At 60.6% G+C, this 24592-nt stretch carries 24 protein-coding genes; 9 read left to right on the top strand and 15 right to left on the bottom strand.

Annotated elements, in window-relative coordinates:
* Window positions 1-31: 31 nt before the first annotated feature.
* The 4 genes from Q0601_RS10355 to Q0601_RS10340 all read right to left on the bottom strand — a co-directional run bounded on the left by Q0601_RS10355 (window position 32) and on the right by Q0601_RS10340 (window position 2798).
* Window positions 32-508, bottom strand: coding sequence for a hypothetical protein (locus Q0601_RS10355; protein WP_305289742.1), 477 nt, complete (start codon window positions 506-508; stop codon window positions 32-34).
* 62 nt (window positions 509-570) lie between these two features.
* The gene (locus Q0601_RS10350; RefSeq protein WP_305289741.1) at window positions 571-789 is read right to left on the bottom strand and encodes a hypothetical protein; all 219 of its coding nucleotides are present in this window, start codon (window positions 787-789) and stop codon (window positions 571-573) included.
* A 309-nt stretch (window positions 790-1098) separates the two neighbouring features.
* Complete coding sequence (locus Q0601_RS10345) at window positions 1099-1254, bottom strand: entericidin A/B family lipoprotein (RefSeq protein WP_305289740.1); 156 nt, start codon at window positions 1252-1254, stop codon at window positions 1099-1101.
* Window positions 1255-1481: 227 nt separating this feature from the next.
* Window positions 1482-2798, bottom strand: coding sequence for a replication-associated recombination protein A (locus Q0601_RS10340; RefSeq protein WP_305289739.1), 1317 nt, complete (start codon window positions 2796-2798; stop codon window positions 1482-1484).
* A gap of 255 nt (window positions 2799-3053) precedes the next feature.
* On the opposite strand from Q0601_RS10340, the gene Q0601_RS10335 reads away from it, so the two are divergent.
* A complete protein-coding gene (locus Q0601_RS10335; protein ID WP_305289738.1) occupies window positions 3054-3983 on the top strand; it encodes an aminotransferase class IV in 930 nt (309 codons plus the stop codon).
* Between the two features lie 168 nt (window positions 3984-4151).
* Here Q0601_RS10335 and Q0601_RS10330 read toward each other — a convergent pair whose 3' ends face one another.
* Window positions 4152-5378 (bottom strand): dihydrolipoamide acetyltransferase family protein, encoded by a 1227-nt coding sequence (locus tag Q0601_RS10330; protein WP_305289737.1) that lies wholly within the window; start codon window positions 5376-5378, stop codon window positions 4152-4154.
* A 3-nt stretch (window positions 5379-5381) separates the two neighbouring features.
* Complete coding sequence (locus Q0601_RS10325; protein ID WP_305289736.1) at window positions 5382-7460, bottom strand: transketolase C-terminal domain-containing protein; 2079 nt, start codon at window positions 7458-7460, stop codon at window positions 5382-5384.
* A gap of 173 nt (window positions 7461-7633) precedes the next feature.
* Between Q0601_RS10325 and Q0601_RS10320 the strand changes: the two genes are divergently transcribed.
* Window positions 7634-8104: an Lrp/AsnC family transcriptional regulator gene (locus Q0601_RS10320; RefSeq protein ID WP_305289735.1), complete on the top strand. Its 471-nt coding sequence runs from the start codon at window positions 7634-7636 to the stop codon at window positions 8102-8104.
* A gap of 46 nt (window positions 8105-8150) precedes the next feature.
* On the opposite strand, the gene Q0601_RS10315 is transcribed toward Q0601_RS10320, so the two are convergent.
* The 7 genes from Q0601_RS10315 to queF form a co-directional block, all read right to left on the bottom strand.
* Window positions 8151-9074, bottom strand: a complete 924-nt coding sequence (locus Q0601_RS10315; protein ID WP_305289734.1) for a 2-hydroxyacid dehydrogenase — start codon at window positions 9072-9074, stop codon at window positions 8151-8153.
* Complete coding sequence (locus Q0601_RS10310; protein ID WP_305289733.1) at window positions 9071-9805, bottom strand: amino acid ABC transporter ATP-binding protein; 735 nt, start codon at window positions 9803-9805, stop codon at window positions 9071-9073. The genes Q0601_RS10315 and Q0601_RS10310 overlap by 4 nt, the downstream gene beginning before the upstream one ends.
* Before the next feature lie 49 nt (window positions 9806-9854).
* Window positions 9855-10652: a transporter substrate-binding domain-containing protein gene (locus tag Q0601_RS10305; protein WP_305289732.1), complete on the bottom strand. Its 798-nt coding sequence runs from the start codon at window positions 10650-10652 to the stop codon at window positions 9855-9857.
* 22 nt (window positions 10653-10674) lie between these two features.
* Window positions 10675-11331: an amino acid ABC transporter permease gene (locus Q0601_RS10300; RefSeq protein ID WP_305289731.1), complete on the bottom strand. Its 657-nt coding sequence runs from the start codon at window positions 11329-11331 to the stop codon at window positions 10675-10677.
* Window position 11332: 1 nt separating this feature from the next.
* Window positions 11333-12001, bottom strand: a complete 669-nt coding sequence (locus tag Q0601_RS10295; protein WP_305289730.1) for an amino acid ABC transporter permease — start codon at window positions 11999-12001, stop codon at window positions 11333-11335.
* 65 nt (window positions 12002-12066) lie between these two features.
* A complete protein-coding gene (locus Q0601_RS10290; RefSeq protein ID WP_305289729.1) occupies window positions 12067-13080 on the bottom strand; it encodes a LacI family DNA-binding transcriptional regulator in 1014 nt (337 codons plus the stop codon).
* A gap of 139 nt (window positions 13081-13219) precedes the next feature.
* Complete coding sequence (gene queF, locus Q0601_RS10285; RefSeq protein WP_305289728.1) at window positions 13220-13681, bottom strand: preQ(1) synthase; 462 nt, start codon at window positions 13679-13681, stop codon at window positions 13220-13222.
* Between the two features lie 116 nt (window positions 13682-13797).
* Between queF and Q0601_RS10280 the strand changes: the two genes are divergently transcribed.
* Window positions 13798-15018 (top strand): FAD-dependent oxidoreductase, encoded by a 1221-nt coding sequence (locus Q0601_RS10280; protein WP_305289727.1) that lies wholly within the window; start codon window positions 13798-13800, stop codon window positions 15016-15018.
* Entirely contained in the window at window positions 15015-15416 is a 402-nt protein-coding gene (locus Q0601_RS10275) for a group III truncated hemoglobin (RefSeq protein WP_305289726.1), read from the top strand. Before Q0601_RS10280 ends, Q0601_RS10275 begins: the two co-directional genes overlap by 4 nt.
* Before the next feature lie 79 nt (window positions 15417-15495).
* Here the strand turns inward: Q0601_RS10275 and Q0601_RS10270 are convergent, their stop codons facing one another.
* Complete coding sequence (locus Q0601_RS10270) at window positions 15496-15945, bottom strand: DNA polymerase III subunit chi (protein ID WP_305289725.1); 450 nt, start codon at window positions 15943-15945, stop codon at window positions 15496-15498.
* 7 nt (window positions 15946-15952) lie between these two features.
* A complete protein-coding gene (locus Q0601_RS10265) occupies window positions 15953-17434 on the bottom strand; it encodes a leucyl aminopeptidase (RefSeq protein WP_305289724.1) in 1482 nt (493 codons plus the stop codon).
* A gap of 248 nt (window positions 17435-17682) precedes the next feature.
* Here Q0601_RS10265 and lptF point away from each other — a divergent pair, with 248 nt between their 5' ends.
* The 5 genes from lptF to pdxA are packed head-to-tail and all read left to right on the top strand — an operon-like array spanning window position 17683 to window position 24592.
* Entirely contained in the window at window positions 17683-18822 is a 1140-nt protein-coding gene (lptF, locus tag Q0601_RS10260) for an LPS export ABC transporter permease LptF (protein ID WP_305289723.1), read from the top strand.
* Window positions 18819-19928 (top strand): LPS export ABC transporter permease LptG, encoded by a 1110-nt coding sequence (lptG, locus tag Q0601_RS10255; protein ID WP_305289722.1) that lies wholly within the window; start codon window positions 18819-18821, stop codon window positions 19926-19928. Before lptF ends, lptG begins: the two co-directional genes overlap by 4 nt.
* The gene (locus Q0601_RS10250) at window positions 19925-22321 is read left to right on the top strand and encodes an LPS-assembly protein LptD (RefSeq protein WP_305289721.1); all 2397 of its coding nucleotides are present in this window, start codon (window positions 19925-19927) and stop codon (window positions 22319-22321) included. Before lptG ends, Q0601_RS10250 begins: the two co-directional genes overlap by 4 nt.
* 32 nt (window positions 22322-22353) lie before the next feature.
* The gene (locus tag Q0601_RS10245; protein ID WP_305289720.1) at window positions 22354-23622 is read left to right on the top strand and encodes a peptidylprolyl isomerase; all 1269 of its coding nucleotides are present in this window, start codon (window positions 22354-22356) and stop codon (window positions 23620-23622) included.
* Between the two features lie 4 nt (window positions 23623-23626).
* Window positions 23627-24592 (top strand): 4-hydroxythreonine-4-phosphate dehydrogenase PdxA, encoded by a 966-nt coding sequence (gene pdxA, locus Q0601_RS10240; RefSeq protein WP_305289782.1) that lies wholly within the window; start codon window positions 23627-23629, stop codon window positions 24590-24592.

Here is a 24592-nt window from a genome sequence, read left to right as displayed (position 1 = left end):
TCGATGGGCTTGTTGCCTTCGTTCGTTTCGATCAGCGTGCCAAGGGTGAAGCATTGGAGGGAGTCTCCTCCCGTAAGGGTATCCCACCATGTCTCGATGTATGCCCCCCTCCTTTATATTCAGAAATTTCGTAGAATGTTCCACTTACGGGTGCATCGGTGACACCGCTACCAAAAGTAATGTATCTTTCACCGCCAATTGTAAATCTATAAATATTCCCATCTGCGATAGCTCGCGCCCTGACCATAGAGATATTCTCGCCAGAATAATGTCCCGGGATATCATTTAACAGGGCCTGATCATAATCTGGACCAAGATAATTTCCATGCGCATCTTGTTGAGAATAAGAAAAACCTAAATCATATACATCCCCCTGATCTCCATCGCTGACTTTAACTTCAACCCAATCATACGCGCTTACAGATACCGAATTGAAGGATTCAAAGTCACCTCCATAAAACGTTACATCCGATTCTTTCAACGCATAAAACTTATAATAACCAGGCACCTTACAACTCCTCGTAGATACACAAAAAACACACCAATCAGGAAAAGCACGATTCCACGCCCTCAATCAGGCGTATCATTTTCATTCCAATTCACAAAAACGCCAAATCCTCCAATAAAACGGACACCAGACCGCACCTCCGAATCTTGGTTAACGCGACTTTCCGAACACATCCAGAGAGGCTTACAATTACCTTCGGAAATCTGTTCCAAATCCGGAACAATGACCGCAATGAATTTCATGGCATGGGCCGGTGCCGTCAGCAGCGCGGCCCATGCCATGCCTTATAGCCATCCGGGGAGATTTATGCCCTGCGGCTTTCCAGCATACCATCACAATGAGCAGGCAGAGGAGCAGCGCGATATATCGGCGGCACCATCGATGCCCAGAAGAAAGCGGATCGCCATGGGCCGGAACAGGGTTCGGGCAAAGATAAAGACAACTGTTCAGCACCGCCGCCCCGGTGGATATCCGGGTTAGATACCGCATGGCCCTGTGGAAACAGGATCGGGACAGCCGGTGCCCTATAAGCGCCGGCTGTCCCGTGACATCACCAGAAATAAAGTACTTCTAAATCAAACAGATAGATTTCAGTACTGGGTCTGACCATATTGCGCCTCGGCGCTTTCCTGTTGAACCACCTGACCGGCGGTTTGCAGATCGCGGCCAGCGCCCTGCATGGTTTCACAAGCCGACACAGCCATCACCGCCAAAAGCACCGCAACTCCGAGCATTTTCTTTTGCATCTGTCTATCCTTGTCTCTCATATGAAACATCAACGTAACATTCCGAAATCGGTTCCGATGAACCTATTGATCGCACGGATGAATCCCTGCATCCCCGGCATGGAGGCAATTTAGTATGCACGTTTTTCCAACTGCAAGATCAGTTGGATAGTGGCCAGCGAAATTTCGCTGCCCGGACCGGCGGAATTTGATCGGACGGGCGTCATCTCCGGCGACTCTTCCGCCGCCTATCCCCCTCGTTTCAGCCGCCGGGACACGAACCAGTCCAGCCGTTTCTTCAACTCGCGCTCAAAGCCCCGCTCGACGGGGGTATACAGAACCGGGCGCTTCATACCTTCCGGGAAATAATCCTGCCCCGAGAAACCGTCCTCGGCATCGTGATCATAGGCATAACCCGCGCCATAGCCCTGATCTTTCATCATCTGGGTGGGTGCGTTCAGGATATGAGCGGGCGGCATCAGGCTGCCGGTGCGTTTCGCCTCGGCCCGCGCCCCTTTATAGGCCACGTAACCGGCGTTCGATTTGGGCGACAGCGCCAGATAGATCACCGCCTGCGCCAAAGCCAGCTCGCCCTCGGGGCTGCCCAATCGCTCATACATCGCCCAGGCATCCAGGCAATGCCGCGACGCCGCCGGATCGGCCAGACCTATATCCTCGATCGCCATCCGGGTGATGCGGCGGGCAAGATAACGGGGATCCTCGCCCCCTTCCAGCATTCGCGCGAACCAGTAAAGCGCGGCATCCGGATCCGATCCGCGCACCGATTTATGCAGCGCCGAAATCAGGTTGTAATGCTCGTCCCCGGATTTGTCATATCTGGCCGCCCGCCGCATCAGCCGCTGTGCCGTGGCCTGCACATCCAGTGGCTGATCGGTTTTCCACGCCGCGACCTGCTCGATCAGGTTCAGCACCGCGCGCCCGTCGCCATCCGCCATCTCCAGCAGCGCCTCCCGCGCTTCGGCGGTCAGGGGCATTTTGCGTCCCAGTTCCTTCTCGGCCCTTTGCGTCAACCGCTCGAGATCGGCAAGGCTCAGCCGTTCCAGCACGATCACCTGCGCACGCGACATCACGGCGGCATTCAGTTCGAATGATGGATTTTCGGTCGTGGCGCCGACCAGAAGGATGGTTCCATCCTCCATATGCGGCAGGAAACTGTCCTGCTGCGCCTTGTTGAAACGGTGAATTTCATCGACGAAAAGCAGCGTCCCCCGCCCCTGTCCACGCCGCAGTTTCGCGGCTTCAAACACCTTGCGCAGTTCCGGCACCCCCGAGAAAATCGCACTGATCTGCACAAAGCTTCTATCGGTCTCGTCAGCAAGCAGCCGCGCGATGGTCGTCTTGCCCACACCCGGAGGTCCCCACAGGATCAGCGATGACAGGCTTCCCGCCGCCAGCATCGAGCCCAAAGGGCCATCCGGGCCAAGCACCTTGTCCTGTCCGATCACCTCATCCAGCCGTGTCGGACGGATGCGGTCGGCAAGCGGACTCAGCGCCGGATCGGGCGGAGGATTGGCAGCAGAGGGTGTGTCGAAAAGATCGGCCATGATGTCGCCATTCTAAGCCATCGCGCATCAACGTAAATACGCGGTCTCGATCCTTTTGCGAGCCTATCTCTCCGGCCCGTTCCGAAGTAACCGCGTTCTGCCGTGTCAGGCATCACCCACCCACGGCAACGAACCGCCCGTTCGCCGGCAGGTTTCAACAGCCCCTCTTCCATGCTCGACATGGCCAGCGGAGAGGGTTTTACTGGCCGTGACGCGCGGCAGCGCTTTGCATCGAAACCCAGAACAGGCCGGTCAATGAATACGAGCAATCATAGCCACTCTACCCATGCAGCGGCGGAAGACATTCGCAATCGCGATATCAGGATCTATGTGAATGGCGACATCGTGCATCGGGACGAGGCGAAGGTCTCGGTCTACGACTCGGGCTTCATGCTGGGCGACGGGATGTGGGAAGGGATGCGTCTTTATAACGGCAAATGGGCCTTCTTCGACGAGCATATGGACCGTTTCTTCAACTCGTGCAAAGCGGTGTCGCTGGATGTCGGCATGACGAAGAACGAGATTCTCGACGCCCTGAACCGGACGGCCGAGGCGAATGGAATGACGACGGATGTCCATTGCCGGCTGATGTGTACCCGAGGCGTGAAGGATAAACCGTTCCAGCATCCGGGTCTCAGCCGCTCGGGACCGACAATCGTCATGATCCTCGAACATTCGAAACCGGTCGAAAGTCTTCAGACCAAAGGTATCCGTCTGGCCACGGTGCCGCAAGTGCGTGGCTTGCCGACAAGCCAGGATCCGAAGTTCAACAGTCATTCAAAGCTCAACTGCATCATCGCTTGCCTGCAAGCCGAAGCGGCGGGCGCGGAAGAGGCGTTGATGCTTGATCCGCATGGCTTTGTGAATACCACAAATGCCTGCAATTTCTTCATTGTGCGGAGAGGCGAAGTCTGGACCTCGACCGGAGATTACTGCATGAACGGGATAACCCGGGCAAAGGTCATCGCGCTTTGCCAGGCAGAGGGTATTCCCGTCTTCCAGAAGAATTTCTCGCTTTACGAGGCTTATGGCGCGGATGAAGCCTTCCTGACAGGAAGTTTCGGAGCACAGACGCCGGTGGCCTCGATCGACGGCAAGCCCATTGGCACCGGCGACAGGCCAATAACACGACGGATAAGGGAGCTTTACGCAGAACTGGTGCGGGAAAATACCGGCTGGGCGTGAAACCCCGGCTCCGAAGCCCGGCATCAGGGCGGCGGGCCGCATCCGACCCCGGCGGAATGGCGGTTTGCGTCCCGCGATGGCGGGGGCGTTGCCCCCCTGCCGGGATATTTAAGTGAGGAAGAAGGACGGGCGTGTTTGCCGATCAGAATGATCGCGGAAATGGCGTATTCAGGGTTTCCAGCTTTCCAGTGCCGCAACGAATGCCGACAGCCAGCCATTCGTCTGATGGCCGTCCAGCGCCCGGTGATCGATGGTCAGCGAGACATAGGCCATGGGCCGGATCTGGATCGAGTCACTGCCGTCCACCTGCCGCACGACCACACGCTTTTCCAGCTTGCCGACCCCAAGGATCGCCGATTGCGGCTGATTGATGATGATCGGGGCTGCCAAAAGTGAACCGGACACGCCATGATTGGAAATGGTGAAGGTGCCTCCGGACATGTCGGAGGCAGTCAGTTTTCCATCACGGGCACGCGTGGTCAGATCGTGAATCCGCGCTGCGATCCCTTTCAGCGACAGGTTCTGGGCCTGACGGATCACCGGCACGACCAGCCCCTTGTCCCCAAGCGCCGTGCCGATACCGATATTCACATCGCCGAAAATCTCCAGCCCGTTATCGTGCCATCGACTGTTGACCGCAGGGACCTTCATCATGGCCGCGACGCAGGCGTGAACGATATAAGCGGTGTAACTCAGCGGGATCCCTTCGGTTTCCAGCGCCTTTCGATAGGCGTCGCGATGCGCCATCAACGGACCGAAATCGGCCTCGAAAACAGCGGTGACCTGCGGGGCCGTCGCAACCGACTGCAACATGTTCCCGGCAATGCGCAGGCGCATGCGGTCATGAGGCACGAAGGTCGAACCTCCGGAAGCGCCCTCTGTCGCTATGCTGGCATGGGCCGGGACACAGGCCGGGGTCGGTTCATGCCGGACATCTGCCCTGGCAGCGGCATGGCGGACATCCTCGCGGGTCAGGCGACCATCCCTGCCCGTCCCCGTCAGCTTCGCCGGATCCAGTCCGGTCTCGGCAAGTGCCTTGCGGACGGCGGGCGAATGACGGGTTTCGCGGATCGGGCGGGCGGCGGGGGACGGTTCCGAGGCAAGATTATCCTTGGCGTTTCCTGCCGGAGCTTTCGCACTGAACCCGTCCGTATCGGGTTTGGCGACAGTTTCGATCCGGGCCAGAATCCCGCCGGGCTTCGCCTCGCTTCCCGGCGCCAACAGGATCTCCCGGAGGATACCGGCGACAGGCGCGGGGATTTCCATCGTCACCTTATCCGTCTCGAGCTCGACCAGCGGGTCGCCCTCTGACACCCGCTGGCCGGGTTTTGCGTACCAGTCCAGAACCTTGGCCTGCGTTCCTTCCTGCTCGAGCGGAACAATCAAGTCATGCATGGCTCAGAACCCCTTCAACTCGTCGATCTTCACGGCAATGGACGCGGAAGAGGGCACCGCATGTTCCAGCAGCACCGGATTATGGGGCGAGGGAATGTCGGGCATCGTCAGCCGTGCAACCGGCGCGTCAAGATCAAGAAAGGCCTCATCGGCAACCCGGGCTGCGATCTCGGCTCCGAAACCGGCGGTCTGCAAATCCTCATGCACGATCAGGCAGCGGCCCGTACGGCGAACCGAATCCAGCACCAGTTCGCTGTCCCATGGCATCAGGGTGCGTAGATCGATCACTTCCGCATCCCGTCCCTCTGCCGCCTCTTCGCAGCGGGGAACCATGGCTCCCCATGTCACCACGGTCAAAGCCTTGCCCGGGCGGGTGATCTTCGCCTTTCCAAAGGGCAGGGCAAAGGCATCGCCGGGCCAGGGCCGGCGCGCCCAGGGCAAATCCAGCATCGCGCGATGTTCGAAGAAGATCACCGGATCATTGCCGCGGAGGGCGGTTCGCAAAAGCCCCACGGCATCCTCGGCATTCGAGGGGACCGCGAATTTCCAGCCCGGATTGTGAACAAAGGCAACCTCATTCGTCTGGCTGTGCCACGGATCGCCGCATTTGAAAAAGCCGCCAGCCATGCGCAGCACCATCGGCGCGGCGAAACGGTTGGAACTGCGCCAGCGCATCGTGCCGCAATCATTGATCTGTTCGGTGGCAGGTTCGGCATATTTGCGGAACTGGATTTCCGGCACCGGCATCAACCCGGCCACCGCCATGCCGACGGCGCGACCCACGATCCCCTCCTCGGACAGGCTGGTATCGAAAACCCGGTTCTCGCCGAATTTCTCCTGCAAACCAAGCGTCACGGCATGCACACCGCCTTTCGGTCCGATATCCTCACCGAACAGGACGACGCGCTCGTTCAGGGTCATCTCCTGCTCCAGCGTGCGGCGGATCGCCGTGACCATGTTCAGCCGCGCGCCCTGCGGATCGGGATCGGCAAGGGTTTCGGGCGGGATATAGCCGTGATTATGCTGCCCGCCCATCCGCTGCATCTCACCCTCGAAAAAGACATGTCGCGTGACGGTCTCCGGTTCCGGGATATCGCGGGCCTCCGCCGCTTCCCGCGCGGCCTCGGCACGAGCATCTGCCGCCTCGGTCACGCGGGTCCATTCCGAGACATCGAGACGGTCAGGCACCAGATATGATCTCAGCTTGCTCCAGGGGTCGCGGGTGCGTTCGGCTGCGATCACCTCGTCGGATTTATAGGTCTGCGTGTCCTGATAGCTGTGACCCTGCAAGCGCGGAACGGTCAGGCGCAACAGGGCGGGTACGCGGGAAATCCGCACATGGGCGACAGCCTCGGCCGTCAGGCGCGCGGCCTCTTCGGGTTCGGTTCCATCGCCCGAAAAAATCGCCAGCCCCGACCACGACGCAAGGTTGGCGGCGATATCACCGCCAGGCGAATTGAAGCCGGACGGCACCGAGATCCCATAGCCGTTATCCTCGATATAAAACAGCATCGGTAATTTCCGGGTGGTCGCGATCACCAGGGCCGACCAGAAACCATTGGTCGCGACCGACCCGTCCCCGCCCAAGGCAACCGCAATGGAATTCCCGTGATCCGCCGATCCCATCTGCCGGGTATAATAATCCAGCGCCTGCGCCCATCCCGCCGTCGGCGTGAATTGCGCACCGACACCCCCGCACATCGGCAGGGCGGTCGCGCCGTCCGGGTTGGGATGGTTGAAGACCACGCCGATATCGCGGCCATCGGAATAGCCGCCCGACCGGCCCATCGCCGCAGCCAGCGCCTCTACCGGGTCGACTCCCAGCGATAGCAGGATAGGCCGCGACCGGTAATAGCCGCAAATCGCGTCATGCCGCCCGGTCAATTGCAGGCCCAGCAGGATCTGCGCCATGTCGTGGCCACGGGCGGAAAACTGGTAAAGAACCTTTTTTGCCGGGACCAGATGTTCTTCCTCCATCCGGTCAAGGGCGCGGGACAGCGCCATTATGGACAGAACGCGCGGCCAATCATGCCCGGATCCAGCCGCATTGCTTCGGGATTTCTGGGGTATGTCGTGGATCATCGGCGGCCTCCGGTCATTGCCTTGCCGCGCCGACGCGCCGTAGCTAGCGCGAAACCGGGCACGGGCAGACAGTTTGCTGCCGTTAGAATACGCCCCCTGCCCCGATATGACTTGACCAACGTTCTTTTCGAGATGCATAAATTTGAATGAAATTTATCGATTATGGTAAAATTATGAACGAATACTTTCATCTTGATGATCTGGATCGGAAAATCCTGACCATCCTGCAGAAGGATGCCTCACTGGGAACCAATACCCTGGCCGAGCGGGTGAATGCATCCGCAAGCTCCTGCTGGCGGCGTATCCGCGCGTTGGAGCAGGCAGGGGTTCTTGGCCCGCATGTGCGGCTTGTCGATCCGGTTGCGCTTGGTCGGACGTTGGACGTGTTCTGCCATGTGCGGATGAAATCCCAAGGGCCTCGCGCCCGGGCCAGTTTTCAACGGGCCATGGAAGCGGAACCGACCATCCTCGCGGCCTATTCCGTTTCAGGTGAATGGGATTACCTGCTGCATCTCATCGTCGAGGATATGCAGGATTACGAGCGGATCCTGATGGGACATGTGCTTGATCACGAAAGTGTGGCGGCGACCTCCAGCAATTTCGTGCTGCGGCGCGTCAAGCATACGACCGCTTTGCCGGTCTGAGTGATCGGCTTTCTGCGGTACAGTGCAGCCGAAGCAGCCCCTTCGGTCAGCCGTTATTGTAAGGGGTCGGCAGGGGGTGGTTCGCGAAATAGGCCACGACATTGTCCAGTACGAGTTGCGCCATTGCACGGCGTGCCTCGGTGGTGGCCGAAGCGATATGAGGGGCCAGCACGCAATTCGGCGCATTCAGCAGAATGTCGGGTACATCAGGCTCATCGTCGAACACATCCAGCCCGGCTCCGGCGATCCGTCCCGATTGCAGGGCATCGGCAAGCGCGGCGGAATCGACCACAGGTCCGCGGGCGACATTGACAACGATCCCCAGAGGCCCAAGCGCCGCCAGAACATCCGCGTCGACCAGTCCACGCGTATCCCTTCCTCCGGCAGCGGTCACGAAAAGCAATTCGCAATCGCGCGCCAGGGCAAGCGGATCGGGACGATAGGCATCGGGTGAATCGGATTTTTCGGAACGTGCCGTATACAACACCTCCATCCCCATGCCCCGCAGCAGATCGGCCAGCTTGCGGCCAATGCGCCCGTAACCAAGGATACCGGCACGACGCTCCAGCACAGATCCGCCCAGGGCGATCCTGCCGCCATCCGCCCATTCCCCCGCGCGGATGAAGCGGTCACCTTCGGCAATGCGACGACCCGCCGCCAGCGCAAGGCCAAGCGCCATTTCAGCAACAGCCAGCGAGAGAACGTCGGGGGTCGTGGTCACCGCAATATCGCGGCGGCGCGCCTCGTCCAGATCTATGGCATCAACACCGACACCATTCACCGCGATCAGCCGCAGGGCAGGCAGTGCCGCCATCTGTTCGGTTGACAACCCAAGCCCACCATTCGTCAGCACAACCTCGATATCCGCCGCCTGGGCGATATCGTGGATGATATCGTAATCGGCAGCCATGCGATCCGCTATGTCCTGCGGATGAATGGGCGTAAGAGCGAGAATACGCGGTCGGTTCATGCGAGTTGTCCCAGAAAGTTCTTCAGACGTTCGTTTTTCGGCGAGTTGAAGAATGCCTCGGGGGCATTCTCTTCTACGATCAATCCTTTATCCATGAAGATCACCCGATCGGCCACAGCACGGGCGAATTCCATCTCATGGGTGACGCAAATCATCGTCATGCCCTCGCGTGCGAGATCGATCATCGTGTCCAGAACCTCTTTGACCATCTCGGGATCCAACGCCGAGGTCGGTTCGTCGAACAGCATGATCCGGGGTTTCATGCATAAGGCGCGCGCTATCGCCACGCGCTGCTGCTGTCCGCCCGAAAGCTGTGCGGGATATTTCTCGGCCTGCTCGGGAATCTTCACCCGTTCCAGATAGTGACGCGCCGTTGCCTCGGCCTCGGCACGTGGAATTTTGCGGGTCTTCATCGGTGCGAGAATACAGTTTTCCAGCACGGTCATATGCGGAAACAGGTTGAAACTTTGAAAAACCATACCGACATCCTGCCGCACCCTGGCCACGTTGTCACCGCCGGCCGTCAGTTCAACCCCGTCAACCAGGATGGTGCCGGACCGGATCTCTTCCAGTTGATTTATGGTCCGGATCAGCGTCGATTTACCCGAGCCGGACGGGCCGCAAATGACGATCCGTTCGCCCCGTCCGACCGTCAGGTCGATATCGACCAATGCGTGAAAGTCCCCGTAGAACTTGTTCACCGCACGCATGATGATGGCACTGTCTGTCATGATCCGTGTTCCCCTGAAAAGCGCCCGGCCCATGGCCGGACGCATATCGTCACTCGGCTTCCTTCACGAAATCGGGCAGCGGCTCACCCAGCCATTTCTCGTGAATCTCGTCCAGCGTCCCGTCATCGCGCGCATCGCTGACGAAAGCATTAACCTTTTCCAGAAGCGCATCCGAGCCCGGCGCAACCGCGATGCCCTGCACCTGGCTGGACAGGTCGAACTTCTTGTCGAAGCGATCACCGGTGCTATCGGTGATCTGGGACATGACGACATTGGATGCGCCAATCAGCTTGACCTGCCCGGACATCAGGGCCTGCACCGCGCTGGCATCATCGTCAAAGCGGCGGATATCGGTGCCGTCCGGCGCGACCTCACTCACGCCCGTATCCTGCGTCGAGGCTCGCGCGACCGCGATCGACTGGCCTTCCAGCCCGCCTGCATCGCCGATCTCAAGCGATGAGTCGCCGTAAACCGCGATGCTGATCCCCGCGTAAGGGATCGAGAAGTCCACCTTCTGGGCACGTTCTTCGGTGATCCCAAGCGACGCGACCAGCACATCGACCTGACCGGACAGAAGATAGGGAATCCGGTTGGGGCCTGTCACCGGCACGATCTGCGCGGTCACGCCCAGATATTCGCCCAGTGCCTTGGCGACATCGGCATCATAACCATCCGGATTGCCCGAAGTATCCAGAATGCCGAAAGGCGGAAAATCCACCAGCATGCCGATTTTCACGGCACCTGCGGATTCGATATCCTCGAGTTCGGCGGCAAGCGCCGGCGCGGCAAGCCCGGCGGCGAATGCTCCGGCCGCGAGGGTCGTGAAGATACGGCGGTTCAGTTTCATGTTTCTTTCCTCCCAGATATTGTCAGCGTGTGATTGCCCGGCGCATGCGGGTTTCCATATGCCGTGCCAGTAGAGATAGCGGCCAGCACAGCACGAAATACAGGATTGCGACCGTCCCGAAGACGAGGAAGGGCTTGAAGGTCGCGTTATTGACGATCTGCCCCGCCCTGGTCAGTTCGGTAAAGCCGATGATCGAAGCAAGCGATGTGCCCTTGATCAGCTGCACGAGGAAACCGACCGTCGGCGCGGTCGCCACCCGCATCGCCTGCGGCAGGACGACATGCTGCATCCGATCCCTGTAAGACAGGCTAAGCGCCCTGGCTGCCTCGGTTTGTCCCGAGGGAACCGCTTCGATGGCCCCGCGCCAGATCTCGCCCAGGTAAGCACTGGCATGAAGCGTCAGCGCGACGGCGGCGGCCAGCAGCGGATCGATCGGCAAGCCCACGACAGAAAGGCCGAAATAGACCAGAAACAACTGCATCAGCAGCGGCGTTCCCTGAAAGACCTGGATGAACCACGCGGCCAGACGGCGCAAGATCACGCTGTGCGAACTGCGCGACAATGCGATCAGAAGCCCGCCGATGGCCCCTCCGAAGAAGGCAATGGCCGACAGGATCAAGGTCCAGCGCGCCGCGGTGACGATGAACAGGATATCTGCCGATGAAAATTCACGGATCATGTCAGCGCCCCGCCGGATAGGTGAAGAAGGCGCGCCGAATGACGCCGAACAGGGTCGAGAAGCCAAAGGCCAGCAGGAAGTAAAGGATCGTCAGGACAAGATAAATCTCGAAGCTGGCGAAGGTTTTCGCATTCAGATCCGCCCCCGCCGAGGCCAGATCATTTGCCGAGATGACCGAAACAACGCTGGAAGTCAGCATGAGATAAATGAACTGGCTGGTCAGCGAAGGATAGATATTCCGCAGCGCAGGCTTCAGAATCACGTATCGCAGGATCTGAACCGGGCTGAGGCTAAGCGCGCGGCCCGCCTCGATCTGGCCTCGCGGAATGGATTCGATTCCGGCGCGAATGATCTCGGTGCCGTAGGCGCCGACATTGATGACAAGCGCAACCAGCGCCGCAAGGTTCGGCGACATGCTGATCCCGGCGGCAGGAAGACCGAAAAAGATGAAAAAGATCTGCACGAGGAAAGGCGTGTTGCGAATCACCTCGATATAGATATCGACCAGCCAGCGCAGCGGACGGATGCCCGAGGTCTTTGCAACCGCTCCGAACACCGAAACGATCAGCCCCAGAAACATCGCCATGAAGGACAGCTTCACCGTTAACCATGCTCCATGAAGCAGCAGGTCGAGGTTTTCGAAAACGGGCTGGAAGTTGAACTGATACATCTGCCCTCCCCTGCGGATGTTGCGTTCTTACGGATTTAGAACGATCTAAATAATAAGTCAACACGTCAACTGACGCTTAAATTGCTGCTTTCCCGGATCATCAGGCTTGGAGCGACAACCGAGCGTTCGACCGGCGCATCGGGGGATTCAAGGCGACGGGCCAGCAGCCGGGCGGCAGCCGCACCGATCCGCTCGGGACACATCGCAACGCTTGTCATCGGCGGAAATGTAAGCTCTGCCAGAGGCAGATCATCCAAACCCACGACCGCGATATCCCGTCCGGGTTCGCGTCCGGCGCGGCGCAGACCAAGCATCAGCCCCGCGGCCAGAACATCGTTAAAGCACAGGACCGCCGATGGTGTGCCGCGCAGCGCCAGCACCTTCGCCGCCGATTGGGCGGCACCTTCCCAACTCAGTTCCGCCTCGACGATACCAGCATTCTGCGCTTCGGTGCCGGCAATAGCACGGCTGAACCCCTCCAGCCTCTCTACCCGGGCTGAAGTCCGGGCGGATACCGACAGGAAGGCGATCTGCCGATGGCCATGCTCGACCAGATGCCCAACCGCAAGCTGCACGCCCTTGATGTAATCCGCCCCGGCATAATCGGTTACGTTGTCACCGACCTCGCGCAGGGATTGCACTAACGGCAAACCCCATTGCCGCATCCGCATGGGAAGCTGGGGATCCGTACCCTCGGCAGGACAAAGAATGACGCCATCAACCCCGTGACCGCGGAAACGCTGAAGGATTTGCGATTGCCGGGTCAGATCATCGTCGCTATTGGCAAGCAGAACGACACGGTCATCCTCGCTCATCATTTGCTCGACGCCGGACAGGAACTCGGTAAAGAAGGAATTGACCAGATTGGGAACGATGACACCGATGGTCCGGCTACTGTTATTGCGCAGACGCGCAGCGCCGATATCGTGAACATAATCCAGATCAGCCAGAACCCGCTCGACCTTCTGCCGGGTATGATCGGCAACAAGCGGCGATTTACGAACAACCAGCGAAACGGTAGCCCGCGACACCCCGGCGACTTGGGCAACCTCGCCCAATGTGACTTTTCTCTGTTTCATGTCCATCCGCCGATGCTTGCGAGATCGCAGGTTTAAATCGTTCTAAATCCCTGTGACGCTACCGTCAAAGAATTTGATACAGGCGCACGCCACCGTTCAGCGGGATTATCGCCCGTAACACCGGATGCGATCAATCCCGTCAGCCCCTGCCGCGATAGCCGGGCACATCCTGCGCAGGCAGCCACAATCCCTGTGGCGCCTCACCCGTCTGCCAGAACACATCGATCGGCATCCCGCCGCGCGGATACCAATAGCCGCCGATCCTCAGCCATTGCGGCGCGAGGGCGGCGACCAGCCGTTTTCCGATCCCCACGGTGCAATCCTCATGAAATGCGCCATGATTGCGAAAACTGCCCAGATACAGCTTCAGGGACTTGGATTCGACCAGCCATTCGCCCGGCACGTAATCGATCACCAGATGCGCGAAATCGGGCTGGCCGGTGATCGGGCACAGGCTGGTGAATTCGGGCTGGGCAAAGCGGACCGTGTAAAGCTCGTTCGGCTGCGGGTTGGGCACACGTTCCAGAACCACAGCTTCCGGATTTTCGGGAAGCGCCGTCCGGGTACCGAGTTGGGTCAGTTTGTCGGTATAATGGCTCATTCATGCTCCTGTTTTGACCGGGTGGGCTGCGACCGGAAGGATTCGATAACAGCTCTTGCCGCGCTGCGTCAATCAATCAGCTTGCAACCCGGCGCGGGTCGGGCCACGAAGATATCATGAAGCTGAGAATTGCCATTATCGGAGCGGGAATAGGCGGGCTTGCCGCCGCCGCATTGCTGGCGCGCGACAGACATCACGTCACGATATTCGAGCGTTTCGACTTTCCGCGCCCGGTCGGCTCGGGGCTGGTCATACAGCCGGTCGGGCTGAGCGTTCTCGACAATCTGGGACTGGGACCAGAGGCGCGGCGGTTATCTTCTCCGATCAACCGCATGCTGGGGCATGACGCGCGGGCAGGCAGACTGGCGCTGGATGTATCCTACCCGCCGGATCATCCAGGGCGCGCTTTCCATCGCGCCAGCCTGTTTCACCTGCTGTGGCAACTTGTGGAAAGCTTCGATATCGACCTGATCACCTCGGCCACGGTCGCCGAAGCTACGCCGAACGGAAACAGACGCCGCGTGATCTTGCAGGACGGGCGCAATTACGGCCCCTTCGATCTGGTCATTGATGCAGCCGGCGCAGGATCGGCGATTTCGCCACTACGCGCTCGGCCCCTGGGCTATGGGGCGTTATGGGGTACGGTGCCGTGGCCGGACGCGCATGATCTGCCCATGGACCAGTTGCGGCAATGCTATCACGGCTCACGCCGCATGGCCGGAATCCTGCCGGTCGGCTGCCTGCCGGGAAGCAAGGCACCCGTCGCGACGATTTTCTGGTCACTGCCTGCCAACGAGCTTCCGGGCTGGCATGACCGGCCGCTGGATATCTGGCGCAAGGAGGCGGTTGAATTATGGCCCCGGATCGAGCCGTTCATCGCCGCGATAACCCGGCATGATCAGATGGTCCCCGCCATATACGGCCACGGAACCCTTGCCCGGCCGTTCGGGCCGGCACTGGCGCATATCGGAGATGCCGCCCACCGCACCAGCCCGCAATTGGGACAAGGGGCGAATATGGCTTTGCTGGATGCGCTTGCGCTTTGCACCGCCTTGCGGACCCTGCCGGTCGAGGACGCTTTGCCGGCCTATGCGGCGATGCGCCGCTGGCATGTGCGGATCTATCAGGGAATGAGCGCACTCTTCACGCCGATGTATCAATCCAGAATGAACACACTGTCACATCTGCGCGACCATATTCTTGCGCCGGTATCGCGATGGCCCGGAATCAGACATGTCCTGACCCGGCTGGTCGCGGGTACGCTTGTTCCGCCACTGGCCGGCGAAGCCCTGCCCGCTTTGGTACCGGGCGGCATCCAGACAAGGCAAAGCTCATGATTCCGCCACGTTTCGATCTGACCGAAGAACAACTCGAACAGGTGATACGGGTGTTCTACGCTGCGATCCGCCGGCACGAAACATTGGGGCCGGTCTTCGCGCGCCACGTCACGGACTGGCCCGCTCATGAAGCGAAGATCGTCGGTTTCTGGAAAAACGCCATTCTGCACCAACCGGGCTATGACGGAAATCCGATGCAGGTCCACATAGCTGCCGGCGATGTCCGCCCCGAACATTTCGCACTGTGGCTGACACTTTTCGACGAAACGCTTGGCCGTCTTCTGCCTCCGGCAACCGCCAGGGCGTGGTCCGCTTTGGCGCATCGGATCGGTAACGGGATGCGCATGGGGGTAGAGGACATGCGGCGCAAACAGGACCGCCCCCCTGTGCTGCGATAAATAGCGGGGCGATAAATCCGCAATCCCGTACTGCTGGACAGGCCGGGCCGCCGACAGGTCCGGCCGGTATCGAAACAGGTTATCGCTTACGCTCCCAGCGGCCGGATTCTTCGGACCAGTATTCTGCGGTGATGCTCGCACCGGTTAATGATTTCCATTGATCGCGGGCGCGCGCGACCGCCCCGGCATCGCCACCATCGAAAATGATACAAGCGCGTTCAAGCCGCCCGCATTCCTCGCTGTCCACCTCGGCTCCGTCAAGAACCATCAGGCAGGACGGATCATTGCCAGCCGCCTGCCCCGGCACCGTCAGCAACACAGGCTGCCGCGCGTCATGCGCCCCCCCGGCGAGTCCATGCGGCAGAAACCCCTCGCGCTGCCAAAGCTGACGGTCCAGCCAGTCCATCCGGCCCGGATCCGTTCCACGCAACTCGACCCGCCAGCCCGCCGCAAGCGATTTGCCGATCAGAACCGGCAACAATGCCTCGGCAGGCGAGCGGGTCAGGTGATAGAACAGCACATTGCCCATAGGGCGCTCACTTGCCCTCGAACTTGTCGCGCACCAGACGATCAAGCGTCATGACGCCCCAGCCGCTTGCGCCTTTCGGGGCCAGATCGGGGGCTTTCTCGGGCAGGGCCACACCGGCGATATCGATATGCGCCCAGGCCTGATCCTTGCGGATGAAATGCTGCAGGAATTGTGCCGCGGTGATCGACCCCGCCGAACGGCCGCCCGAATTCTTGATATCGGCCAGCCGCGACTTGATCAAGCTGTCATAACCCGGTCCCAGCGGCAGGCGCCACGCACCTTCGCCCTCGGCACCGGCGGCAGCAAGCAGATTGGCGGCAAGCTTGTCGTCATTCGCGAACACCCCCGCATTGTCATGCCCCAATGCGATAATCACGGCACCGGTCAGCGTGGCAAGATCGATCACCGCCGCAGGCTCGAACCGGGTCTGCGCGTACCACAGCACATCGGCCAGCACGAGACGGCCCTCGGCATCGGTATTGACGATCTCGATCGTGTCGCCCTTCATCGATTTGACGATATCGCCCGGGCGCTGTGCGCGACCATCGGGCATATTCTCGACCAGGCCGACCAATCCGACGACATTTGCCCGCGCCTGACGCAACGCCAATGTGCGCATGACGCCCGCCACGACACCCGCGCCGCCCATATCCATCGTCATGCTTTCCATGCCCGCAGCAGGCTTGATCGAGATCCCGCCCGTGTCGAACACAACCCCTTTGCCCACAAGCGCCAACGGAGCCTCGTCACCGCCGCCATTCCAGCGCATGACGACCACTTTCGAAGGACTTTCGCTACCCTGCCCCACGGCCAGAAGCGCGCGCATGCCCAGTTTGGCGAGTTCATCTTCTTCCAGCACTTCGACCGTCAGCCCGATCTCTTCCATCGCCTTGAGCCGGTCGGCGAAATCGGTTGTGGTCAACACATTCGCAGGCTCGTTCACCAGATCGCGGGTGAAAAACACGCCCTCAGCGACGGCCGCCCCATCTTTCGCCGATTTTGCCAGCGCTTCGGGATCCTTGACCATAAATGTCACGCGCGGCTTATCGGAGTCGGACTCTGTATCGTCTTCATCCGGTTTGCTTTGATAAACCGAGAAATCATATCCCCTGAGCGCAATTCCAAGCGCGATCTCATTCGCCTGCCGATGCGCGCCTGCGACAACCAGCGTATGCACTGTCCCCAGTTTCGCACCGATCGCGGCACCCGCCTTGCGCGCCTCGGCGGCAGAGGCGCGGGCAGGCAGCGAAATCAATTGCAATGCCTCGGCGGCCATCCCGGCGGGAAAGGCAAGCTCGATCGAAGCGCCCGGCTTAAGCGCCTTTCCGGCCTTGGAATCAAGCGCCCGCCGCGCCGCAGCGCTTGCCGCACGTGGCAGACCGGCAGGCAACCGCCCACCCGGCGCAACGATCACGGCCACCCGGCCCTCATGTCCGGCAAGCTTATCAGCGGCGATCTGGGAAAACGAAATCTCGACGGGGTGTGTCATGCATCCTCCTGAAACGGTTGGCCATCCGGCCCGAACGACTCCGGCAACATGGGCGAATAACATCCGATGCGCTGCTGCGATTGGCTCACCGGACCCGGCTGGCGAACAGCCCCAGGTCCGGCCAAGACGCATGAACAGATGTTGCCGTTGGTCGCCAAACCGTTCTAGCGGCGGAACTTCCCCTTGGCCAGAGCCGTCCTTGCCGCTAATCAGGGCAGAACGCCGCAGGATCAAAAGGCCCGCCCCGAATGCCCCGGATTGACCGATACATTCTCAGCCAGTTGCTGACCCTGTTCGGCTTCTTCGCATTGGTATTGGTGTCTGTCTACTGGATCAACCGCGCCGTCAGCCTGTTCGATGACCTGCTGAGCGACGGCCAGACCGCACTGGTCGTCCTGGAATTCACCGCTCTGACATTGCCGATCGTGATTTCGGTCGTTCTGCCCGTCGCGGCCTTCGCCGCGTCCGCCTATGGCACCAACCGGCTGACGGGTGAATCCGAGATGGTCGCCATGCAGGCCGCCGGCCTTTCGCCGTGGAGACTGGCGCGACCGGTCCTGGTCTTCGGCATCTTCGTCGGGCTTCTGGTCGCCATTCTCGTTCACGGCCTTGTGCCGATGGCCCGCGCGCGGCTTGCCGAGCGCGAAACGGCAATCGCCGAAAATGTCACCGCGCAATTCCTGCGTCCGGGCGAATTTCAATATCCGACGGAAGGCGTCACCCTGTTCATCCGCGAGGTTGCAAAGGACGGTCGGCTGCTGGACCTGTTCATCGAAGACGCCCGCAATCCCGACAACCAGACGATATACAGCTCGGAAGAAGCTCTGGTAGTCCGCAAGGATACCGGCCCCGTGCTGGTGCTGCTTCAGGGCATGTCGCAGAATATGCGCAAGCAGGACGGCAACAGGCGTCTGTCGGTGGTTCGCTTTTCCGAATTCAGCTATGATATCGGAGCGATGTTCCACGCCAGGGACCGGCGCGGGCAGGATTTGCGTGAATATACGACCTGGCGTCTGCTATATCCGGACCGGGAACTGCTGGAAGCTACCGGCGCCAGTGCGGGGCAAGCAATACGCGAGGCACATGAACGTATTGCGCAGCCATTCCTGTCGCCGGTTTCCGCCATGATCGGTTTCGCCGCATTGCTGGTGGGTGGATTCTCGCGTTTCGGAGTCTGGCGACAGGTTTTCTGGGCGATTCTGCTGCTGATCTTCGTGCAATTCGTCAGTAATGCCGCCGCAGATCAGGTAGGTAAGAATTTCAATCTCTGGCCGTTATTATATATGCCGGCTCTGATCGGTGCCGCGATCAGTCTGATGTTGCTTTGGCTTGCCGCAAAACCACGGCCCCGGCCACGATTGAAATCACGCAAGGAGGGCACGGCGTGATTCTTGCCCGATATGTCGCCCGGCGTTTCCTGCGCAGCTTCCTGCTTATCGCCGGAGTTTTTCTGCTGATCCTGTTTCTAATCGACATGATCGAGATGATCCGCCGCTTTGCGGATCGGGACATCGGACTGACCGGAGCGGCGCGTCTTGCGGCACTTAATATCGCGGGCAGTTTCTACGCTATTCTGCCGTTGATTACGGTTCTGGGGGGCATTGCGCTGTTCATCAACCTCGCGCGGAGTTCCGAAATGGTGGCGATCCGCGCCTCGGGCCGTTCGGGCATCAAGGTTGTGACCGCGCCCGCCGTCACCGCGATGCTGATCGGGTTCCTGACCGTCGGGCTTTTCAATCCCATCGTTGCGGCAACCGGCAAGATGTTCGACTCGGCGGTCGCGAATATCGAGCGCGACGGCAGACAGACCGTTTCCGTCGGTGACAGCGCTGTCTGGCTTCGTCAGTCAGAGGCAGGGACCGGTGAAGATTCCGGCCAGATCGTCATCCGAGCCGCGCGCGCAAGCCCTGATGCGACCACGCTTTACGATGCCTGGTTCCTGATTTTCGAACGCGAAAGCGGACCGACACGCCGGATAGAGGCCCGCGAAGCGCGGCTTGCCCCCGGCGAATGGCACCTGACGGGGGTCAAGGAATATCCGCTGGATCGCCCTAATCCCGAGGCCACCGCGACAGAAAGCGAGACACTCACCCTGCCCTCCGAATTGACCGCCCAACGAATCCGCGATGGCTTCGGGCGGCCCGATTCGGTGCCGATCTGGCAATTGCCCGGCTTTATCGCGGGACTCGAGCGGGCAGGTTTCAGCGCCGCCCGGCATCGGGTCTGGTTGCAGATGGAACTGGCGCGGCCCTTCGTCATGGCTGCCATGGTCATGATCGCCGCCGCCTTCTCGATGCAGCATGTCCGTGGCAGAAATACCGGAATCGCGGTTCTTCTGGCCTTTGCCGCCGGGATCGGCTTGTTCTTCCTGCGTAATATGGCGCAAATTCTCGGCGAGAACGGACAGCTTCCACCCCCGCTGGCGGCGGCGGCACCTCCGCTGATCGGGGCGCTGCTGGCCCTTGGCCTGATCCTACACCGGGAGGACGGATGACCGCACGACGACACAAGGGTTTGCTCAGGACCACAGGGCTGGCTGGCATCGCGGGGCTGGCGGTGCTGCTGCCAGGGCTGGCGGCGGCACAGCAGAATGCCGCCCCCGGCTCAGCAGGCCCGGAATGGCAGGCGCCTGCCGGTTCCAGCATCCAGCAACGCGCAGGAGGCGCCGCGCTTGCGCCACAGGCCACCCCGCTGGCCAATCGGCCCGTCGCCGATCGCACGCCTTCCCCGCGCCTGCCGGAAACGGTAGAACCAACTGCGGATATTACCCTTGATGGAACGGTCTCCGACGCGGAAGCGCCCGATGAGGCGGCGACCGTTCTGGCCGACAGCCTGGTATTGCAGGGAGATCAAACGCTAATCGCCGCGGGCGGCGTTGTGGTCTGGTATCAGGGCGCGCGGCTGGTCGCCTCGCGCATGATCGTAGACGGCGAAAGCGGAGAGCTGACGATCGAGGGACCGATCCATCTGTCGCGGCCCGGCGCGGCGGATCCCGAAGCGGCAGCGATCCTGATCGCGGATTCGGCGCAATTGGACCGGGAACTGCAAGACGGCATCGTCCGCGGCGCAAGGCTGGTCATCGCCCATGAGCTGCAATTGGCGTCCAGACAGGCCACCCGCAGCGAACAGGGCCGTTTCACACGGCTGGACAATGTCGTGACCTCGGCCTGCCAGATCTGTGCCGAGAACCCGGTGCCCCTATGGGAAATCCGCGCGCGCAGCATCACCCATGACGCCCGGACGAGTCTGCTTCATCTTGATCACCCGCAGTTTCGCGCGTTCGGCCTGCCGCTTGCTTCCGTTCCCTTTACGGTGACCGCGCCCGATCCGACGGTCGAACGGCGCTCGGGCTTTCTCAGGCCGGAATTCCGGACCACCTCGCGGCTTGGCTTCGGGATGAAGCTTCCTTATTTTGTCACTCTCGGCGACCACGCCGATATGACGATCATCCCCTATTTCTCAACCAGTCGCACCCGCACGCTGGAACTGCGCTATCGTCAGGCATTCAGAAACGGCGCGATGGAGTGGAGCGGCGCGATCAGCCGGGACGATATCGAACCGGGCGAGACGCGCGGTTATCTGTTCGGGGCCGCCGAGTTCGAGTTGCCGCGCGGATACAATCTGGGGGTACGAATTCAGGCGGCCTCGGATCGCAGCTATCTGCTGGATTACGACGTCACCGAAGCAGACCGGCTCTGGAGTGGTGTGACTCTGGAACGGATCAAGCGCGACAAGCTGCTGATCGCGCGGATCGGCAATTATCATTCGCTTCGCGATTACGAAGATAATGACACATCGCCTGCGCAGGTTGCCGACGCACTTTGGCAGCGTCGCTTCACCCCGAACTATATCGGCGGAGAGGCATTGATGGAATGGTCGCTTCATGCACATCGCCGCCCCTCGGACGAAGACGTGAAGGGCCGCGACATCGCCCGAGCCTCGTTCGGACTGGACTGGCGTCGCAGCGAGATCCTTCCGGGTGGCTTCGTCGGCGCGGCGATATTGGGGCTGGACGCGGATCTTTACCACGTCGCGCAGGATAGTAACTACGAGGATGCAGTCCTCCGCGCCTATCCGACGACAGGTGTCGAACTTCGCTGGCCCCTGGCCGGATATTCCGGCGGCGCCACGCATATAGTCGAGCCGGTGATACAGCTTCTCTGGTCCCCTCGCGGCGGTGACAACGATATCCCGAACGAGGATAGCCGCCTGATCGAATTCGATGAGGGCAATCTGTTCTCGACCAATCGTTTCCCGGGCTGGGATGCGCGGGAAACGGGATTGCGCGCAAATCTGGGCGTCAGCTGGACGCGAATCGATCCGCAAGGCTGGTCTATCGGCCTGACCGGCGGGCGGGTCTTTCGCGATCGGGCCGTCAACCAGTTCCCCAAGGATTCTCCGCTTAGCGGGCAGCACTCGGACTGGCTGCTGGCCGCGCATTACGATAGCGGAACCGGGCTGGCGATCTCGAACCGCGCGTTGTTTGATGATTCCTTCAACTTCTCGCGCAATGAATTGCGGCTTGGCTGGCTGCGCTCGGATCTGCAGCTTTCAGCCGGCCATCTGTGGATGGACAGCAATCAGGACGAGGGCCGTGGCACCGATATCAACGAATTCACTGCGAATATCGGCTGGCAAATCGCGGATGGCTGGTGGGGGAGTGCCGAGACACGCTATGATTTCACCGCAAATCAGGCACAGATGGCAGCTTTGGACGTCACCTACAGAAACGAATGCGTGAGCGTGGAGATGGGCCTGTCGCGCCGCTTCACCGATTCGGATAATGTGCGGCCAGAGACAAGTTTCGATCTGTCGGTCCGCCTTGGCGGGTTCGGCAGGCAAAAAGACATCCCGGGCACAGTGGCGCGGCGCAGTTGCATGCGCTAGTCTTGGGCCGAAGAAGAATTTGGGGGCAGCATATGCGGCATCTTATTTCCGGCATCGCCATCTCGGCCTGCATGGTGTTCGGGCAACTCTCGCCCGCCTTGGCGCAGAATCCGTTCGAGCCGGTGGTATATGTCAATGATCGTGCCGTTACGGGCTACGAGATAGATCAGCGGATACGCTTCATGCGGCTTCTCGGCGCCGGAGACACGGATCGCAAGGCAGCGGAGGATGCCCTGATTCAGGATCGGCTGCGGATGTTCGAGGCGCAGCAGATGGGCATCCAGGTCAGCGAAGAAGAGCTGGATACCGGGCTTGAGGAATTCGCCGGTCGCGCAAATATGAGCGCACCCGAATTCATCGCCGCGCTGGAAAATGCCGGGGTCGAATATCAGGTCTTCCGCGATTTCGTCGAGGCGGGCGTGGCATGGCGGGGCGTTATCCGTCAGCGACTCCTGCCGGCGATCAATGTCAGCGATGCCGAAGTGGATCAGGCCCTCAAACAGGTGATCGAAACCCCGATCGTGACACGGGTCCTGCTTTCAGAGCTGGTCATCCCCGCCCCGGAAGGTCAGGAAGATCAGGCAATGCAGCTTGCCAATTCCATCGCCGCGAGCAACCCGAGCGATGCCCAGTTCGCAGAGGCGGCGCGCCAATATTCCGCCGCCGATTCCGGCAGACAGGGCGGCCGATTGGAATGGGTCGGTATCGATAACCTGCCGCCGGGCCTGCGCCCAATCATTCTTGGACTTCAGCCCGGACAGGTCTCGCAACCTCTCAATGTGACCGGTGCGGTCGTCCTGTTCCGGCTTCGTGACAGCCAGGGTACATTGCGCCCCGGCGCGCGCGAACAATTGCTGGATTATGCGACCCTCCGGCTGACATCCGCCAGCGAGGCCGCCTCGCTTGCGGCACGCAGCCAGAGCTGTGCGGATCTTTATGTTCAGGCAGGCACGGCGTCCACGCGAATCAACCGCCAAACCGCGTCGCAAAGCGCAATCCCGACGCTGATCGCCACCCGGCTTGCCTCGCTGGATGCGGATGAGGCCAGTGTCGTGGATTATGGTGGCAGCGCGGATCTCGTCATGCTTTGCTCGCGTCAATCTGCATTGCTGGCGCAGGATGATTCAGATGTCGCCACCACCGCCGAAGAACCGGATGGGGTGGAAGCCGCCGTTCCCAATCAGTCGGACATTCCCGACCGCACGGCAATGCGCGAGCAATTATTCAACCGCAAGGCAAATGAAATGGCAAACGCCCTGCTGGAGGAATTGCGGGCGGATGCGGTTATCCGCCGGCCCTGACGACATGGCCGGACGCGTTCTGCTGACCTGCGGAGAGCCCGCCGGAATCGGACCGGAAATTGCCGCCCGCGCATTGGATTGTGGGGTGGATTATGTCTGGATCGGCGATGCGCGCCACCTGCCAGATAACCTCCCCCATACCCGGATCGCCGAAGTCGACGATCCGGTTCCGGCGGGTCATCTTCCGGTGCTACAGCATGATTTCCCCGCCGCTGTCACTGCCGGTCAGCCAAATCCGGAAAATGCGCAAGCGGTCATCGATGTAATCGCCCGTGCCGTCAATCTGGCATTGCGGGATCAGGTCCGCGCGGTGACAACCCTGCCGATCAACAAGCGTGTGCTGAAGGAAGGAGCAGGCTTTCCTTTCCCCGGGCATACCGAATATCTTGCCCATCTGGCGGGGGACCCTCCGGTCGCGATGATGCTGGCATCGACCTCTGTCGCGCCCCCTTGCCGCGTGGTTCCGGCAACCATCCATATCGCCCTGGCCGAGGTTCCTGCTACCCTGACCCCTGCCAGGCTTGAAGAAGCGATCAGGGTCACGCATGCCGCGATGATCCGTGATTTCGGCATCCCCGCGCCCCGCCTTGCCATCGCCGGTATCAACCCCCATGCGGGCGAAGGCGGCAATATGGGGCGCGAAGAGATCGATTTCATCGCGCCCCTTCTGGAACGGCTCCGCAATGAGGGCATTAACCTTACCGGGCCGCTACCGGCAGATACGATGTTTCACGCCCCCGCACGCAAGAAATATGACGCGGCGATCTGTGCCTATCACGATCAGGCCCTGATCCCGATCAAGACGTTGGATTTCGCGGGAGGGGTCAATGTCACGCTGGGCCTTCCCTTCATCCGCACTTCACCCGATCACGGCACCGCCTTCGATATTGCGGGCACCGGTCGGGCAGATCCCGCATCGACAATCGCGGCACTAAGGATGGCCAAAGACATGGCGGCACGGCGCAGATGA

Source organism: Paracoccus wurundjeri (assembly GCF_030678915.1).
Lineage (GTDB): Bacteria > Pseudomonadota > Alphaproteobacteria > Rhodobacterales > Rhodobacteraceae > Paracoccus > Paracoccus onubensis_A.
Note: the sequence above shows the minus strand (reverse complement) of the source record. Positions and strands in the feature narration are given on the sequence as shown.